15 protein-coding genes are annotated in these 16,620 nt (G+C 61.4%); 2 read left to right on the top strand and 13 right to left on the bottom strand.

Annotated features, from left to right (window positions below):
• Window positions 1-4: 4 nt before the first annotated feature.
• Together NYQ88_RS12745 and NYQ88_RS12750 are read left to right on the top strand one after the other, a co-directional pair.
• Window positions 5-1,048: a Gfo/Idh/MocA family oxidoreductase gene (locus NYQ88_RS12745; RefSeq protein WP_275651509.1), complete on the top strand. Its 1,044-nt coding sequence runs from the start codon at window positions 5-7 to the stop codon at window positions 1,046-1,048.
• Between the two features lie 49 nt (window positions 1,049-1,097).
• Window positions 1,098-1,844 carry an SDR family NAD(P)-dependent oxidoreductase gene (locus NYQ88_RS12750; RefSeq protein ID WP_275651510.1) on the top strand — a complete coding sequence of 249 codons (747 nt, stop codon included), beginning with the start codon at window positions 1,098-1,100 and terminating at the stop codon, window positions 1,842-1,844.
• A 60-nt stretch (window positions 1,845-1,904) separates the two neighbouring features.
• On the opposite strand, the gene NYQ88_RS12755 is transcribed toward NYQ88_RS12750, so the two are convergent.
• The 13 genes from NYQ88_RS12755 to NYQ88_RS12815 all read right to left on the bottom strand — a co-directional run bounded on the left by NYQ88_RS12755 (window position 1,905) and on the right by NYQ88_RS12815 (window position 16,571).
• Window positions 1,905-2,288, bottom strand: a complete 384-nt coding sequence (locus tag NYQ88_RS12755; RefSeq protein ID WP_275651511.1) for a cytochrome c — start codon at window positions 2,286-2,288, stop codon at window positions 1,905-1,907.
• 35 nt (window positions 2,289-2,323) lie between these two features.
• Window positions 2,324-2,710 (bottom strand): c-type cytochrome, encoded by a 387-nt coding sequence (locus NYQ88_RS12760; protein ID WP_275651512.1) that lies wholly within the window; start codon window positions 2,708-2,710, stop codon window positions 2,324-2,326.
• Entirely contained in the window at window positions 2,694-3,590 is an 897-nt protein-coding gene (locus tag NYQ88_RS12765; protein ID WP_275651513.1) for a carboxypeptidase-like regulatory domain-containing protein, read from the bottom strand. Before NYQ88_RS12765 ends, NYQ88_RS12760 begins: the two co-directional genes overlap by 17 nt.
• Window positions 3,591-3,669: 79 nt before the next feature.
• Complete coding sequence (locus NYQ88_RS12770; protein WP_275651514.1) at window positions 3,670-5,733, bottom strand: FAD-dependent oxidoreductase; 2,064 nt, start codon at window positions 5,731-5,733, stop codon at window positions 3,670-3,672.
• Between the two features lie 280 nt (window positions 5,734-6,013).
• Window positions 6,014-6,421, bottom strand: a complete 408-nt coding sequence (locus tag NYQ88_RS12775; RefSeq protein ID WP_275651515.1) for a cytochrome c — start codon at window positions 6,419-6,421, stop codon at window positions 6,014-6,016.
• Window positions 6,422-6,593: 172 nt separating this feature from the next.
• Window positions 6,594-7,841 carry an OpgC domain-containing protein gene (locus NYQ88_RS12780; protein ID WP_275651516.1) on the bottom strand — a complete coding sequence of 416 codons (1,248 nt, stop codon included), beginning with the start codon at window positions 7,839-7,841 and terminating at the stop codon, window positions 6,594-6,596.
• Entirely contained in the window at window positions 7,828-9,594 is a 1,767-nt protein-coding gene (gene mdoH / locus NYQ88_RS12785; RefSeq protein ID WP_275651517.1) for a glucans biosynthesis glucosyltransferase MdoH, read from the bottom strand. The genes NYQ88_RS12780 and mdoH overlap by 14 nt, the downstream gene beginning before the upstream one ends.
• Before the next feature lie 12 nt (window positions 9,595-9,606).
• Window positions 9,607-9,744 carry a hypothetical protein gene (locus NYQ88_RS12790; RefSeq protein WP_275651518.1) on the bottom strand — a complete coding sequence of 46 codons (138 nt, stop codon included), beginning with the start codon at window positions 9,742-9,744 and terminating at the stop codon, window positions 9,607-9,609.
• The gene (locus NYQ88_RS12795) at window positions 9,741-11,336 is read right to left on the bottom strand and encodes a glucan biosynthesis protein G (protein ID WP_275651519.1); all 1,596 of its coding nucleotides are present in this window, start codon (window positions 11,334-11,336) and stop codon (window positions 9,741-9,743) included. Before NYQ88_RS12795 ends, NYQ88_RS12790 begins: the two co-directional genes overlap by 4 nt.
• A 646-nt stretch (window positions 11,337-11,982) precedes the next feature.
• The gene (locus NYQ88_RS12800; protein WP_275651520.1) at window positions 11,983-13,044 is read right to left on the bottom strand and encodes a Gfo/Idh/MocA family oxidoreductase; all 1,062 of its coding nucleotides are present in this window, start codon (window positions 13,042-13,044) and stop codon (window positions 11,983-11,985) included.
• Between the two features lie 15 nt (window positions 13,045-13,059).
• The gene (locus NYQ88_RS12805) at window positions 13,060-13,980 is read right to left on the bottom strand and encodes an ABC transporter permease (RefSeq protein WP_275651521.1); all 921 of its coding nucleotides are present in this window, start codon (window positions 13,978-13,980) and stop codon (window positions 13,060-13,062) included.
• Window positions 13,981-13,990: 10 nt separating this feature from the next.
• Window positions 13,991-14,962 (bottom strand): ABC transporter permease, encoded by a 972-nt coding sequence (locus NYQ88_RS12810; RefSeq protein ID WP_275651522.1) that lies wholly within the window; start codon window positions 14,960-14,962, stop codon window positions 13,991-13,993.
• A 58-nt stretch (window positions 14,963-15,020) separates the two neighbouring features.
• Window positions 15,021-16,571 carry an ABC transporter substrate-binding protein gene (locus NYQ88_RS12815; protein ID WP_275651523.1) on the bottom strand — a complete coding sequence of 517 codons (1,551 nt, stop codon included), beginning with the start codon at window positions 16,569-16,571 and terminating at the stop codon, window positions 15,021-15,023.
• Window positions 16,572-16,620: the final 49 nt, after the last annotated feature.

A 16,620-nucleotide genomic window follows, 5' to 3' on the forward strand; every position in this document is an offset into this window, starting at 1 on the left:
TCTAATGAGCACTCTACGCGTTCTCGTCGTTGGCCTGGGCAATATGGGCATGAGCCATGCCAAGGCTTATGCAAAGATCGACGGATTTGAGGTGGCCGGGGTTTGCACCCGCCATATCGACGACGTCCAGTTGCCAGAGGCCCTGCAGGGGGCAAAACGCTTCAACGATTTCGACACGGCGCTGGCTGAACTCAAGCCCGACGTTGTTTCGATCAACACCATGCCCGACACACACGCGCCCTACGCCATCAAGGCAATGGAGGCCGGGGCCCATGTGTTTGTCGAAAAGCCGATGGCGCTCACCGTCGCAGACGCCGAGCGCGTGGTGGAGACGGCCAAGCGGACCGGCCGGAAACTGGTGATCGGTTATATTCTTCGCCAGCATCCGAGCTGGAACAAGTTCATCGAGATCGCCCGCGAGCTCGGAACGCCGCTGGTGTTCCGCATGAACCTCAACCAGCAGTCGAACGGGGAGACATGGTCCTGGCACAAGCGCCTGATGGACAGCTTCACCCCACTCGTCGACTGCGGCGTCCACTATGTCGACGTCATGTGCCAGATGACCGACGCCAAGCCGGTCAAGGTCCATGCCATTGGCGCCAAGCTGACCGACGAGGTCGCCAAGCAGAACTATGGCATGCTTCAGGTTCAGTTCGATGATGGCTCGGTCGGCTGGTACGAAGCCGGCTGGGGGCCGATGGTCAGCGAAACCGCCTTCTTCGTGAAGGACGTGTTCGGCCCCAAGGGCTCGGTCTCCATCGTCATGGCGGAGAATGCGGAGGGTGTGAAGTCGGACGATATCAACGCGCACACCAAGACTAACCAGATCCTGCGCCATTACGCCGACATGACGCGTCCGGATGAACGCATCGACATGTCCGATGAGCCCGACCACGACGAGCTCTGCGAACGCGAGCAGCGCTATCTGCTGAAAGCCATCACCGAGGATATCGATCTCAGCCAGCACATGACCGACGGGGTCAACAGTCTCCGTATCGTGCTCGCCGCCGACGAATCCATTCATTCCGGCGAAGTCGTTCGCCTCTGATCAATCCGGGCCCGGTAACGCCGGGCCCTCCCCTTTTAGGACAATCCAATTGAATAACATCGACCTTCAGGGCCAGGTGGCCGTGATCACCGGCGGCGCACAGGGGCTGGGCTTTGCCATGGCCCAGCGCATTCTCGCATCCGGGGCCAAGGTCAGCCTCTGGGATCGCGACGGCGCCCTGCTCGAGAAGGCCGTCGCAGCGCTCGGCGCCGGCGCGTCCAGCAAGACTGTCGACATCACCGACCTGACCGGGCTGGAGCGCGTACATGCCGAGGTCGAGGCAGAGGTCGGGCCCGTTTCGATCCTTGTCAATTCCGCCGGAATTGCCGGCAACAATGCGCCTCTCGAAGATTACGACCCGGACGAATGGCGGCGGGTGGTCGAGATCAACCTCAACGGCACCTTCTACGTCAACAAGGTGGTCATCCCCTCGATGAAGGCCCGCAATTACGGCCGTATCGTCAATATCTCCTCGGTGGCGGGCAAGGAGGGCAATCCCAATCTCTCCGCCTACTCCGCCGCCAAGGCTGGGGTGATCGGGCTGACGAAGTCGTTAGGGAAGGAACTGGCCAAATATGACATCGCGGTCAATTGCATCACGCCGGCGACAGCCAAGACGCGCATCCTCGAGACCCTGACCGAGGAATTCATCAACTACATGCTGGTCCGCATTCCGCGCGGCCGGTTCCTTGAGGTCGACGAAGCCGCCGCGATGGTCGCCTGGCTCGTATCGAAGGACAACAGCTTTACAACGGCCTCGGTCTTCGACCTTTCCGGTGGCCGCTGCACCTACTGAGGCGCTCGCCCGACATGCATGGGTAACCGGCGGGTGACCAGTAAGTCACCCGCCAAATCCTTATTCGCCAGCGAGCTCGCCGGGGACGATCTGGGCGAACAACTTGCGATCGAGCGTCAGTTCGGCATCACCGGCCGGAGCGCCTGACGCGTGCAGCAGATAGGCCAGAATGTCGATATAGGTCGACTGCTCAAGACCACCGGGATTATCCGCCGGCATAGAGCCCGACATGAACAGGTAGTACTTCTCGGCGGTTGCATAGCCCTTGAAGATGTCCAGCATGTCGGCGCCGTGGCAACCGCCGCAGCTCACCGCATAGGCCGACTGGCCGCGCGTCGCCTGCGCCTCTGTCACGGGAACCGCAACCGCGCTCTCCGCCATGGCCGTTGCACTCATCCCGCCGATCATCGTTGCAGCCAGTGCTGCCAGTGCCAGTTTATTCATTTCGTCTCCTCCTCAAGCCCTAACGGTGCGTGAGATTATCGGTCTTTGATTGTGATTTCTTCCAGCGTCGCGCGGTCGGCGGTGAGCTCCGAATTGCCCTGCGGAAACTCCGCGCGGTCGAGGAAGTAGGCCACGAGATCGAGATATTCCTGCTCGGTCAGGCTGCCCGGCGCGTGGCGCGGCATGGCCCCGGAAATGAAGTGGTAGAACTTCAGCGCCGTGGAATATTTCTCGAATGCCGTCACCAGCGTGTCCCCGTGACAGGCCGCGCATTGCATCCGGAAGACCTCCTGCCCGCGCTCGGCCTGTTCGGCCGTATAGGCGCCCTCCTCCGCCGCGCCCGGCATGACCAGTGCAGCCATGACGGCGCAGACGAGCGCATACTTCGTCAGCCCGGCGCGGGACCTAGTAATAATGGGCATCGGGATCCACCAGAGCTTCCTGAGCAAGGCGTATGGTCTCCTGGCAATCCGTGTCGACGACGATGGAGAGGCTGTTGGCCTCGTGCTTGGCCTTTGAGGCAGTGAGGCGATATTCACCCTTGGGCAGGAAGAAACGCGCAACGCCCGTGGCATCGGTGCGGCTGCGGTAGGGATGAAGCTGCACTTCGGCACCCGCCAGCGGCGTGCTGCCGGCACTGTCCATGACCGAAATCTCGACATGGCACTCGGGCGCCGGCACGTGTTTGACGCGCAGGCTCGCCTCCGCTGCCAACCGCGGAGGCTGCTCACTGGCCTCGGTCGACAGGGAAAACTGCTGGATGCCGAGCGCATCGCTACCGCGCAGCTCGAGCTCCACAAAATGGAGCGCTTCGCTGCCTGCCAGAACAGCGTCGGTGAAGGCAGTCCGGCCGACTTCCAGCCCGGCGGCGTCGGTGACCACCACGGTCATGCCGCTCATATTGCCCCCGTCGCTGCCCTTAAGGCCAATCTTGACGGCAAACGGCGTGCCGATGGGGACAGCGCTGGGCGTGTCCCAAACCAGAAGCGTGGTCTTGATCGGACGGACTGCAAAGCTGAGGACTGCCTCGACCGGTTCGTCCTCGTCTTCGGCGACGAGGCGCGCGGTCCATTCAAATGTGCCGACGCTGTTCGGCCCGGTAAATTCGAGCTGGTCGGTCTGGGCGACTTCGTCGGAAACGGCGCCGAGTTCAAACTGGCCGCGCGAAGCTCCAAGGTGGTCAAAGATTTCGACGAAGGAACCCACATGATCATGGGCGGCGCGGCAGAGAACCGTGAGGGTCGCATTCGCCTCGATTTCGGCTTCGCGCGCGAGAAAATAGAGATGTCCGGGCTCAAGCATGCTGATTATTCACTGCTGATGGTCCTGAAAGAACAGGCAGGCCCGGCGTCCGTGCGCCGGGCCTGCCCTGTACGACCGCTTAGGCGGCGGGCTCGTTGACCACGTTGGTGCCGGCGATGTAGCCGTGCACCAGACCGCGGCCGAGACCATGCTGGTTACCGCCACCGCTGGCTTCGCAACCGGCATAAAGGCCCGGAATGGGTTCGCCCTTCATGTCGAGAACCTGCGTCTTGCCGTTGATGCGCAGACCGCCGTAGGAATCGTGCCAGACGACGACGATCGACGCCGCATAGAACTTCGGGCGTTCGATCTTGTGCATCGGTGCATCCGCACCGCGGCCGAAGTCGGGGTCTTCGCCCGCGTCGACGAAGCCGTTCCAGCGATCAACTGTTGCAGCCAGATTGGTCATCGGCACGCGCTGGTACTTGTGACCGGCGTTGATCTTGGCCTGCAGTTCTTCGAGCGTATCGGCAGTGAAGAAGTAGCCATTGTCGGCGACGAACGGGAAGCGAAGATCCAGTTCGGCACGTTCCACAGCGCCTTCGTCAAAGATCGCCCAGAGTGGACCGGAGAAGAAGTCCGGGCCCTGAGAGCCGGAGTTCATCTGCAGCGCAGCGTCGAGACCGGCGTGACGGTTGTACATCGAGCGGATGTGGTCACGGCTCGAGTTGCGCCAGTCACCCTGCTTGATTTCCACGCCACGGGCCGGAACGTTGCTGCCACCCGGGAAGGCGCTACCAGCCGCGTTGCCACGCATCAGGTCCATGTCGTTGAAGAAGCGATCACCGACCTGGTTGACAGCGATGAAGTGCTCGAACGTGTTGGCGTTCGCTGCAAAGCCGGTCGAGCCGCGCACCGGGAAGGTCGGGTGCCCAGGATACATGTCGGTGTAGGCGTCACGGGTCGCAAGGCGTGCCGGAATATGGGCGGTCGCGCCATACGACAGGTTCTGCTGCATGCCGGAGAGGTTCGCACCAATCCGCATGGCGGCAATGATGCCGCTACCATCGCGGCAGTTTTCGCCGACGAGGGCCTGGCCGCTGGTGCCGAATGCCGGCTCGCGCATGGCAGGGTAGAACATCGAGCGGAACTGCGGGTTGCCCGAGTGACCGCCGGTTGCGATCACCACGGCCTTCCTGGCCTTGATGCGGATCTTTTCGCGGCGCTCGTCCACATTGCCATTCTGCCAGAGGCTTTCCAGACGCTCGGTCGCGCCGGGAACTGTGCGGGGCGAATAGCTGGCTTCCACACCGATGACGCGGCCGGTTTCCTCGTCGGTGATCAGCTTGTCCATGTGGCGGTTCAGCATAAACGGCACGCCCTTTTCACGGGCCGCAAATTCAAGGCTGCGCGACAGGGCCGCACCATTGGTCACGGCATTGGGGCCGACGATGGAGCTGCCGTCGCCCATGCGGCGCGGTGCGAAATGGCTGGTGTTTTCGCCGACGACGCCAGCGTCTTCACGGGTCACGGTGCCGGCCTTGATGTCGGTCTTGTCGCCGAGCATCAGGAACACGGAGGTACGGCGGGCGCGGGTCATGCCGCCATTGCCGTGGGTGCCGCTGATACGACCAAAACGGACATAATTGTCCATCAGGAAGTTGCGGGTATCAAAGCAGTTGTCGGCCCAGGCGCGGTGAAGGTCACGCTCGTTGTAGCGGTATGGCGCATTGGCAGAGTTATCGACGATGGACCAGTCCGTCATGTCGCGGAACAGATAGTCCGGATCTTCGGTCAGTTCTTCATCGGTGTGGAGCTTGCCGACGGTGATGAAACCTTCCTTGTCGACCTCACCGGCGATGTCGCGCAACTGCAGCGGGTCGCCGCCACCGAAGGAAACCTGCGCACCACTGTGAAGCATCACGCCGCCGACGTCAAAATTGGCGTCGATGACCAGAACGTCCGCACCCAGATCCTTGGCACGGATGGCGGTTGGCAGGCCCATGCAACCAGCACCGCAGACCAGAACGTCGACTTCATAGTCCCAGCCGTCGTCAGAGGTGTCCTGCGCCTGCGCAGTCCCACCGGCCAGCATGGCAGCACCGAGACCGGCGGCAGCGCCTACCTTGAAAAACTCGCGGCGTCCCTTGCCCTTGGTGTCGAGCTCCTCCGCTCCACCAATATTCGTGTCCTTCGACTTCATTTCTATCCCCTCAGAAAACAAATTCGGGGGTTACGGCGCAATTGGATTATTTTTTTTTGCCACCCCCCCAATTCATCCTTCAGGCCAAGGATTTTATTGTCAACGCACACTCTAAACCCCTGTCAAAACGCCATCCTCGCCTCATCGCCACATCGAGTGATGCGACAGAGCGTCGCTGCGGCAAGTCAGCCGTTGTAAATGCAGGGGAATTTTGGGTGGGAGCGGTGGCTGACCAGCCGCGCTCAACGCCGGCTGGTCAGCTGTCATATTAGACCTAAGTCTAATCCAATTTCGTATCTGATAGACTGATGGATCGCAGCAAATCGCGGTCGGCAGTCAGTTTTTGGTCGCTCGACTCTACGTCGTTCTCCCGCAAGAGGTAGGCTACGATGGAAAGATAGTCGTCATCGGTCAGCGATCCGGCGTCCTCCCAGGGCATGGTCAATGAGATGAGCGAATAGAATTGATCCATGTTGGAAAATCCCTTCACAACATCGATCATCGTGTAGCCGTGACAGCCAGAGCAGTTCTGAAGAAATACCGTCTCGCCCATCTCCGCCTGCTCTTTGGTATAATGACCCGCGCCACCGACTTCCTGGGCCAAGACAGGAGACTGCACTCCCAAAACCAAAGATACGCCGATTATTGCGAATGTATTCGTAAATTTATTTGAAATATTGACAGCCAACACCTTCACTCCTCCCAGATGTGCCGGGCAGGATTGCAGTTGCTTCAAACAGTTTCAACAAGCTTGTCTCTCGGACCGGGCTGAGACGGTTCCTTGGCGGGGGACGACTTTCGCCACCTCGACACCGAGAAACGCACCCCTCCTCCGACGCCCAAACGCGGCGACAAAGCGACTATTGAGTCGTTGTGGCAGGCCTGGACACGGCTGTCTTCGCCCTTAGAGCGACCGTGTAGTTCAGCAGCGTGGCCAGGCCCAGAAGAACCAGAATGCCGGCGCCAAGGATCAGTCCGTCAAACAGCGGGTCGGGCTGACGTGGTGTCTTTACAACCTGCAGGAAAATGCTGATCACGGTGCCGGTCGCGAACACAGCTAGCCCCTGTCGGCCCATGGCGCGGAGCGGAGCGGCAAAGCGCGACTGGGCCAGGGTCAGCATCGCCGGCATATGCCCCAGGACATAAAACAGCGCCAGCGCGTGCAGCAGGCGCGGCAGCGCAACATAGGTCTTGTCAAACCAGGTGATATAGAAAGGCGCTCCCGCTTTGGAAATCATGCCGAGAACCGCCCTGCCCGCAGTCCCCAGTTCCGGGATTTTCATCCACAAAAGGACAAAGACCAGAAACGCCGCAGCCAGGGCATAAAGCGCCCCGTTGTAGGGGATGAATGTCTGGCCGCGCTTCATCGCCATTCCCGACAGCAGCCCGATAACAAAGAGCAATTGCCAGGAAAACGGGTTGAAGAACCATCCGCCAGAATTGGGAAAATTCGGAAGGTTAATCCGAAACTGGCCTGCCAGAACCCAAAGCGCGACCGACAGGCCGAGCATCAGCCAGGGGCGCCGCAATCCGATCAGGAAGGCAATTGGCGCGGCGAGCAGCAGAACCGCGTAGAGCGGCAGGATATTGAGATAGCCAAGCTGATGGGTCAGCAGCGGGATGCCGATCAGTGCCTGCAGCGGCTGGGTGATGACTGGCTCGACATTGTTCTTGAGCAGGACCACCGGCATGGCAAACCACAGCGCCGCCCCGGCAAAAATGGCGAGGCAAAGCATGGTCACGGCGATGTGGACGAAATAGAGGTAGCGAGCCCGGGCCCAGACCCTCGCAATGGCCGACCAAAGGTTTTTCCCGTCCAGGAAGGCGCTGGAATAGGCCAGCCCTGCCGCAAGACCGGACATGAATACAAAGGCTTCCGCCGAGTCCGAAAACCCGAAATTGCGGTTTGTATAGGTCTCGTAGATGGTGCCCGGAACATGATTGATGAAGATCATGATCAGCGCCAGGCCCCGAAACATGTCGAGGCGGGGATCACGACCCGCGGCAACAGTCCCGTCCCTGCTGGCGCGGGATGGCACGAGGGCGTTCCGCAGACCTTGCCAGCCCGGCAGCTCCGTTGAACGCGGCGCGATCTCAGGCAATGACATGGTCAGTTGACCTCACCATAACCGGCGCGGGGCGGCCGTCGACCGGCAGATGTGCCCCGCCCCAGGCGGCGAAAATGGCGCGCTGCTCGCGGATCACCGGCGAGGGCGATGCCTCCATCTCGGTCAGGAACAGTTTGGCACCAGCCTTGCGGCGGGGCATCGAGGTCGCCCAGATGAGCAGCGGTGCGGCCAATGCGGGGACGGTTGCCGGAGCCAACCACAGGGCAGTGCCCGGAGCGGCGATCACTGTTGCGCCGAGGGCGAGAGCGGCGAGAGCCACCATCCACCAGCTGGCGCGGAGGGCTGCGCCGAGCGGCACGAGAGTTTGCCCGCGCTGCGTCGCCGGCCAGCCCCCATCGAGCCGCAACAGGACCTGCGCCACCGAACGGCTCTGCATCAGCAGCATCGTCGGGGCCAGCAGCGTGGAGAGAAAGATCTCGCCCATCACTGAGCCGAGGGCGACAAGTGTCCCGCCAAAGCGACGGTTCTCGCCATCGATCGCGCCGCGCGCCAGGATCATCAGCTTGGGCACGATGAGGATGGACGCCACAGCCAGGCCCAGAACCCAGACCGGAATCGGAGAGCGCGCGAAATCAGGCAACATTGCCGGTAGATTGGGCAGTAGAGCCCCGGCAATGCTCGCCACCAGCAACAGCAGCCAGAGCGGCGAGGCCAGATAAGCCATGATGCCCTGAATGAAGGTAAACCGGCTCCAGGCCTTGAGCCCCGGCGCAAACAGCAGCCGACCGTGCTGCAGATTTCCCTGACACCATCGCCGGTCGCGCTTGGCATATTCGATGAGATTGTCCGGTGCTTCCTCGTAGGAGCCCTTGAGCCAGGGATCGACCTCAACCTTCCAGCCGGCGCGGGAGAGAAGCGCGGCTTCGACATAGTCGTGGCTCAGAATATGTCCGCCGAACGGCGGTGTGCCCGACAATTCCGGCAGGCCGCAGCTGGCCGCGAAGGCGCGCATTCGCACCATGGCGTTGTGCCCCCAATAAGGGCCTTCGCGCCCCTGCATCAGCGAGGCGCCCCGCGCGTAGGTCCGCGACAGATAGGCGGCTGCAAACTGGATCGAGCGCCCGAAGAGGGTCTGCGCATTGATGATTGTCGGCACCGTCTGCAGCAGGCCGAGCTCCGGGTTCGCCTCCAGTCGGCGCGCCATGGCGACGATGGTTTCGCCTTCCATCAGGCTGTCCGCATCAAGGATCAGCGCGAAGTCGTAGGCACCGCCGGAGCGGGAAACGAAATCCTCGATATTGCCGGCCTTGCGCCCAAGATTCTTATCGCGCCGCCGATAAAAAATCCGGCCTTCGCTCTGGGGTTCGACCAGCAGGCGCTGGAACTCAGACACTTCCCCGGCAGCAATTTTTGGATCCTGAGTGTCCGACAGCACGGCAAAATGGAAGCTTTCGGCGACTCCCAGCTGAACGAGGCTGCGGTTCATGGCGGCAATGCGCGCAAAGGTTGCGAGCGGGTCTTCATTGTAGACCGGCACCAAAATGGCGGTGCGCGAGTTCAGCGGGCCATCCTGTTTCGGGCGTGCAGGTCGGGGCACAAAGACGCCGAGAACAGCAGGCACGCCGCCCCAAACCAGCCAGAAGCCGCTGATGGCCACAAGGGCGCAGCGCAACAGGTCGAGCCAGTTGAGCCCGCCTTCCCCAGTGAAGCGCAGGAACAGCCACGCCCCGGCCAGGCTAAGGCCGGCGGCCGTGAAGAGAGCGAAGAAACGGAGAAGGATAGTTCGGACCATAAACTAGGGCGCTCAGCGTTCCGAGAATGGCCAGAAGGCTGCCCGGATCGCGCGCATCAGCAACCCGCGTGACTCCAGACGCTGCTTGGGCATGAACATGGGTGCATCGGGCAATCCCGCTGCGAGGGGGAGATCTGTGATGTGCTTCATGCTGCGGGCCTCCACTGGTAGAGCCAGGTTTCGGTGAGTTTCTTGCCCATCCCGACGAGATAGGCTTTGAGCTCAAGCGTGGCGCCGGGATCGGCCTCGACATCGAGCACCAGGCGCCAGACATCATTGGCGTCGATCCGCGACAGCACCGAGCTGCGCACCACGCCACCGCCAACGGTGGCCAGCACGTCAATCGGGGTGCCGGCCGGCAGAGCGGCGAGGTCGCCGCCCTTGAAGTCGATAACGAACTTGCGAAAATTGGCTGCGTTCTCGACACCAGACACACCACCAACGCCGCCGCGCGTCTCGGCCACATAGGCAAGGCTCGGGTTCTGCTCGGGGTTAAGATCACCCCAGATCAGCCGGTAGCTATACTCGCGTGCCTCACCGGCGCGGGCAGGTTCCGCCGGGATCCAGAAGGCAACGATATTGTCGTCGGCTTCGAGTTTGGCCGGAATTTCGATCAGACGCACCATTCCCTGCCCCCATGCGCCGATCGGCTCGACGCGGAGGGACGGCCGACGTTCATAATGCGCACCCGCGTCCTGGTAGCTCTCGAAGTCACGGCCGCGCTGATAGAGACCAAATGCGGCAGGATTGGTTTCGGACAGATAGGAATTGCCGAGCCAGGCGCTGTTGTTGAGCGCGCGCCACATGACTTCGCCGCTCTCGCGCTCGACCAGCAGGCCATTGCTGTCGTGCACTTGTGGGCGATAATCATCAAAGCCACCGCGATTGGCTTCGGCGTAAAGGAACATCGATGTCAGCGGCGCGACACCCAGCTCCTGGACGTCGGTGCGGAAGAAGAGCCGTGCGGTGACTTCCATCACGCTCTCCTGCGCGGCGTCGCTCGCAGGGGTAATTATGAAGCGATAAGCGCCGGTTACGCTCGGACTTTCAAGCGCTGCATAGATCGTAAGCGGCGCGCCGGCGACCGGTTCCTCGACATAGAGCTCTGAGAAGCGGGGGAACTCCTCAGGCACATCCACCCAGGAATTGAGAACCAGGCCACGGGCACTGACGCCGTAAATATTGTTCCGGCCAAGGGCGCGGAAATAGCTGGCACCGAGGAAGGTCACGAGCTCATCGACCGCATCCGGACGGTTGAGCGGGTAGTTTATGCGTAGGCCGGCCACGCCGGGGAAGCTCGCAGCCTCCGCCGCTTCGCCGATGGCTGCGTCGTGATAGTTGAAATCAGCGGCGCGGAAATCGACTGCGCGCGCCGTGCCACCCTCAATTTTGAAAATTTTGACCGGCTCGTTGTAGAGCCAGCCTAGGTGGAACGCCTGGAGGCGATAGCCGGCGGGATCGTCCGCCCATTTGCTGGCGTCGGCGCGATATTCGATCTTCCGGTAGGCGTCGTAATCGAGGCCCTGAAAGGCGGCGGGGATATCCACGGCCAGCGGCTGGAACGGATTGGCTGCCAGAATTTTCATGCGTTCGCTGAAGCTGTCGAAGTCGAACGCGACGCTTTCCGCTTCCTTCGCCAGTAGGGGCTTCGTCAGTGACGTTGTCGTCATAAGGAAGAGCGAAGTCCCAAGGCCAGCAAGCACTTGACGGCGGTTGAGCTGGTTTTCGTAATGACGCGTCACAGTGATACTCGTTCCATATCCAACCCTATCTAAGGCAGACGCGAAACGCCGCAGAGGCCGAAAAGTTGTTGCATGCGTGTCATGCGCTGCGCACATGAGCAAAATTATGGCGGGGCCGGAGCCATCCATATTTTGTCACGCAGAATTCGGCATACTGATGCAGTGACGTCACAATGTGGCGCAAAATCAATTCGTTAGCGCAGGTTGTCCCAACGTGGACTTATGAACGAGTGGAGGATTTCTGCTCGGACTGCTGATCGCGGCCTGCAGTCGTCATCGAGCAAGACGAGCAGCATAGGCAAAAGCATGACTAGCTGGCACGGCACCACTACTGCTGAAGCCCCCGCCAGTGTTCCCAGCGAGGAACGCGCCACCCGCAGACATCTCGGGCGGCATTCGGACGCCCCAGCCGATACTGGCCACGCAGTCGTGCGATCCACCCGAATCGCGGGTGCGTTGAGCGAGGCGACCGATCCCCTGGGCCACCGCTCCATCGATACCGGGCTTCGCAATTTCTCCCGGTGCATCCAGCAGCAGGAACAGAACACGGTGTTGCGCGACCGCCTCCGGTGCACTGAACATAAAAAGGGCCGGCCCGGAATGAACCGGGCCAGCCCTTCTTGGGATTGGAAACTGTGCAGGGGTCTTAAAGATCGACCCAGGCGCGGGTTTCGGTCGACGTCCGGACTGCGTCGAGGACGCGCTGGTTCTTCACGCCGTCGACGAAGGATGCACCCTGCTTGAGCGCGCGGCCTTCGGTGATGGCGGCGGAGAATTCACGCAGCGCACCGACGACCGACACGTTCCAGATGCCCTTGTTGAGGCCTTCGAGGCTCGCGTTCGGATCGTCCTGGGTGATTTCCTCGAAACCCTGGCCGGCCTTGGCGTAGAAGAGTTTCTCGTCTTCATTGGCCAGGGTGATTGTGCCCTTCGAGCCGAAAACCTGAGTGAGGTTGCCGATATTGTTGGCTGCGACACCGCTCATGAAGATCTGCGCACGCGCTTCGTTCTGCATGCGCAGGGTCATATAGGCGACGTCATCGGCCGTTGCGGTCCAGGCGTCACCGGTCGCCTTGTCGATGCGGTTGGGGATCACGGTCAGGGCTTCGCCCATCACTGAGTGCACCTCACCCAACCACCAGCGCACCATGTCGACCTGATGGCTGCCATTGGCGCCCAGGCGCCCGCCGCCATGTTCGATCAGGCTCCACCAGTCGCCCTTCGGACGCGCAGCAGGATCGGCCCAGCTAGCGCCGATATTGGCGATATTGACGTGGCGGATTTCACCGAGATCGCCATTGGCGATCATCTCGGCAACGCGCATGCGATTGGGGTTGAATCGCAGCTCGTGGTCGATCATGTGCACGCGCCCGAGAGCGGTTGCCTTGTCGAGCATGGCCTGGGCTTCGCCCGCGTTCATGGCCATCGGCTTTTCACACACGACGTGGGCGCCCGCTTCGAGGGCGGCGAGCGTCATCTCGGCGTGGGTATCGGTCGGCGTCGCGATCAGGACGGCGTCCGGCTTGTGCTTGGCGAGCATTTCCCGCCAGTCCGAATAGGCGTCGGCAATGCCAAAGGCATCTGCGGCCGAACGTGCACTTTCCAGGCGACCCGAAGCAACGGCCACCACTTCTGCGCCAGGTACATGGCGCAGAGCGGGGAGATAGGCAGCGCGGGCAAAGCTTGCGCCGATAACAGCGAATTTCATCGTAATTACCTATAGTTAGCCGTTGGACTTGAGGCGCGGATCGAGGAAGTCGCGCAGCCAGTCGCCAAGAATGTTGAAGCTCAGCACCGTCATTACGATGGCGATGCCCGGAAAGAAGGCAAGCCACCACTTGTTCGCCAGCAGCTGATCGCGGCTATCGGCGAGCATGGCGCCCCAGGTCGGCACGTTGGGCGGAACGCCCAGGCCGAGGAAGGAGAGCGAGGCTTCCGAAAGGATCACCGAGGCCACGTTGAAGGAGGCGATAACGGTGAGCGGTGCCACGATGTTGGGCAGGATGGTGCGGAAGATGACGAAGAAAGTCCGATCGCCGAGCGCGCGTGCGGCTTCGACATATTCCTTCTCACGCAACGACAGGGTCTGGGCCCGGACGATACGCGCATAGGTCACCCACTGCCCGATGCCGAGCACGATGATGATGTTGACCACGCCCGGCCCCAGGATCACCAGGAACATGATGGCGAGGAGGATGAACGGGAACGCCAGCTGGATATCGCCCAGACGCATGATGATGTCATCGACGATGCCACCAAAATAGCCGGCACAGAGACCAGCCATGACTCCGATCGTGCCACCGACCAGAATGGCGCAGATGCCGACGAGCAGCGAAATCCGCGCGCCATAGATCAGACGCGAGAGAATGTCGCGTCCGAGGCCGTCGGTGCCGAGCCAGAACATGCCGCGGCTGCCTTCGGTCATCGGATCGGCGAGACGCCGCATGATGTCCTGGCGGTTCGGATCAAGTGGGGAGATCCACGGCCCGAAGATCGCGCAGATCGCCACGACCCCGAGAATGCACAACGCCACCAGCGGCCATTTGGCCGCCACCAGCGAGCGCCATGCCCGACGCATGGCCTTGCGGCGCTGCGATACGGGCTTTGGCGCGGTCGTTGTCGAGGGAGCGGTTTCAGTGGTCATAGGGGCGCTCCTAGAGTTTCACGCGGGGATCGATCTTGGCGTAAACCAGATCGACGATGAGATTGAGGGAGATGAAGACGATGGCCAGCACAACCACGGCAGCCTGCACCACGGGGATGTCACGCTGATTGATCGCGTTGAAGATCAGACGACCGATGCCGGGCCAGGAGAACACCATTTCCACCACCACGACGCCGCCGATCAGGAAGCCGAATTCGAGACCGACCATGGTCACGACAGGAAGCCAGGCGTTTCGCAGGGCGTGGCGCACAACAACGGCGTATTCGCTGATGCCCTTGGCGCGCGCAGTACGGACAAAGTCCTGGCTGAGCACTTCGAGCATGGACGAACGCACGAGGCGGGCGTTTCGCGAGATCGAGTAAAACGCCACGGCGAAGCCAGGCATGATCAGATAGTAGAGCGCCTGCGGCAGTTGGCTGAATGCCTGGGTGATGTTGCCCTGCACCAGCGGCATGATGAACGGAACATGCCCTGAAATTGGCAGGATGCGCAGCTGCAGCCCGAAGAACATGATCATCATGATACCGAGCCAGAAACTCGGGATCGACTGTCCGGCCATGGCCACGGTCATGATCGAGCCGTCGACGGGGCTGCCACGGTTGAGTGCTGCGGCTACGCCGAGCGGGATGGCGACGAAGATCGCCAGGACCATGGCGAAGATGGTGAGCTCGAGGGTCGCCGGAAGGGCTTCCATCACAGCTTCGATGGCAGGGCGCTTGTAGGACAGCGAATTGCCGAAATCACCCTGGATCAGATTGCCCAGGAACGAGAGATATTGCTCGTGCAGAGGTCTGTCAAAGCCCAGCGCCTGTCGGGTGCGGGCGATTTCCTCAAGGGTGGCACGCTCGCTGACATAGAGATAAGTGGGGTCGCCGCTCATCTGCAAAGCGAGAAATGTGATCAGCGTCACGCCGATGATGACGATGAGGCTCTGGAGCAGGCGACGAACGATAAAGGTCATACGATGCGGCCTTCATTGTGGGATGTGCGCGCGGCACGAGCGCCGCGCGCGGATTGATTTAGCTCTGCGCCAGGGTGGCGAAGAAGAGATCGATTTCTTCGTCGCGACGCGGCTGCCACTCGATGCGGTTCGACACGCCGTAGAAGTCGGGCTGGAAGTAGAGCTGCAGCCACGGGCCTTCTTCGTAGAAGAGCTTGAGCATGCGGTTGATCACGTCACGCGCAGCTTCCGGGGTTTCGGCCGAACGGGCCATATCCCAGTCAGCGAACCAGCGCGGATCGGTCCAGCTCTGGTAGTTGGTCGCAGCGTCGGGGGTCGAGAACAGGCTCATGTCATAGAGCGGGTTCCAGGTGACACCACCCTGCCCGAGGAAGAACAGCGGACCCATTTCCTTGGTGCGCAGCAGCGGCGAATAGACCGAGGCCCATTCGAGCAGTTCGACTTCGGTTTCGACGCCGACGTCGGTCAGCATCTGGCCGATGGCCTGGATCACGTTGGCATCAGCCAGGTAGCGGCCGCGCGGGCCCTGCATGCGGATGGAGAAACGGACGCCGTTTTCGCCACGCGGATAGCCGGCTTCGTCGAGGAGCTTCTCAGCCATTTCCGGATCATACGGGATCGGCTTGAGGTCCGGGTTGCCGTTCGGCGGATTGACGAGGCTGGTCATACGCTCGCAGCTCGTGCCCAGCAGCTGCTGGCAGATGCCGGGAACGTCGACTGCGTACTGCAGTGCGAAACGAACCTTCGGATCCTGGATCTCCTTGGCGCCCGGCATGCCGGCGACCTTTTCGCTCAGATTGAAGCCAATCTGCATGCGACGGGTGCCGCTCACGGCCTCGACGTTGGAGGTGCCGGAGTCGTTGATGGCTCCAACCTGGTCAGGCGACACATTGGTGATGATGTCGACATTGCCAGCGATCAGTTCGGCGGTGCGGGTCGATGCTTCCGGGATGATGCGCCAGATGATGTTCTGGAAATTGCCAGGATCCTGGACCTTCTCCATGACGATCTCGCTGCCGCGATCCCAACGAGCGATGCGATAGGAACCGGAGCCGATCGGATTGGCCGCCGCTTCCTCGGCGGTCATCTGCTCATAGCTGTCCTTGCAGTGGATATAGACTTGGGCGAGCATGCCCAGTGCGAGGGTCGTGCGCGCCTTGACCTTGATCTGGACATTCAGATCATCAATGGCTTCAGCCGAGTCAAAACCGAGCGTGGTGTACACGAAGCCGGGCGTATTGCCGGTGAAGGCATTGGCCGGATCGGCCGCACGGTTGAAGGAATAAGCGACGTCCTCGGCGGTGAGCGCTTCACCATCGTGGCAGGTGAGACCTTCCCTGAGCTTGAAGTCATACGTCAGGCCATCGTCGCTGACCTTGGTGTCCTCGACCAGGTAGGGCTGAACCACACCTTCATAGGTCACTTGGAAGAGCGTGGCGAAGAGATGCTTGGCAATATTGGCGTTATCGCGGCTGGAAATCTGCGCGGGGTCGAAAGTCGACGCATCGGCGCTGAGGCCGACGACGATGGTATTGTCGGCTGGCGCGGCCATCACAGGCGCGCTCAAAGCGGCAAGTGCCACGCCCGAAAGAAGGAGCTTTTTGAACATTGGTTTGATCCTAAGACGCTTGGGCTGGCGCGGGCGGTGAGCCCGCGCC

Origin of the sequence: Devosia sp. SD17-2 (genome assembly GCF_029201565.1) — a bacterium.
In the GTDB taxonomy this organism is placed as follows: domain Bacteria; phylum Pseudomonadota; class Alphaproteobacteria; order Rhizobiales; family Devosiaceae; genus Devosia.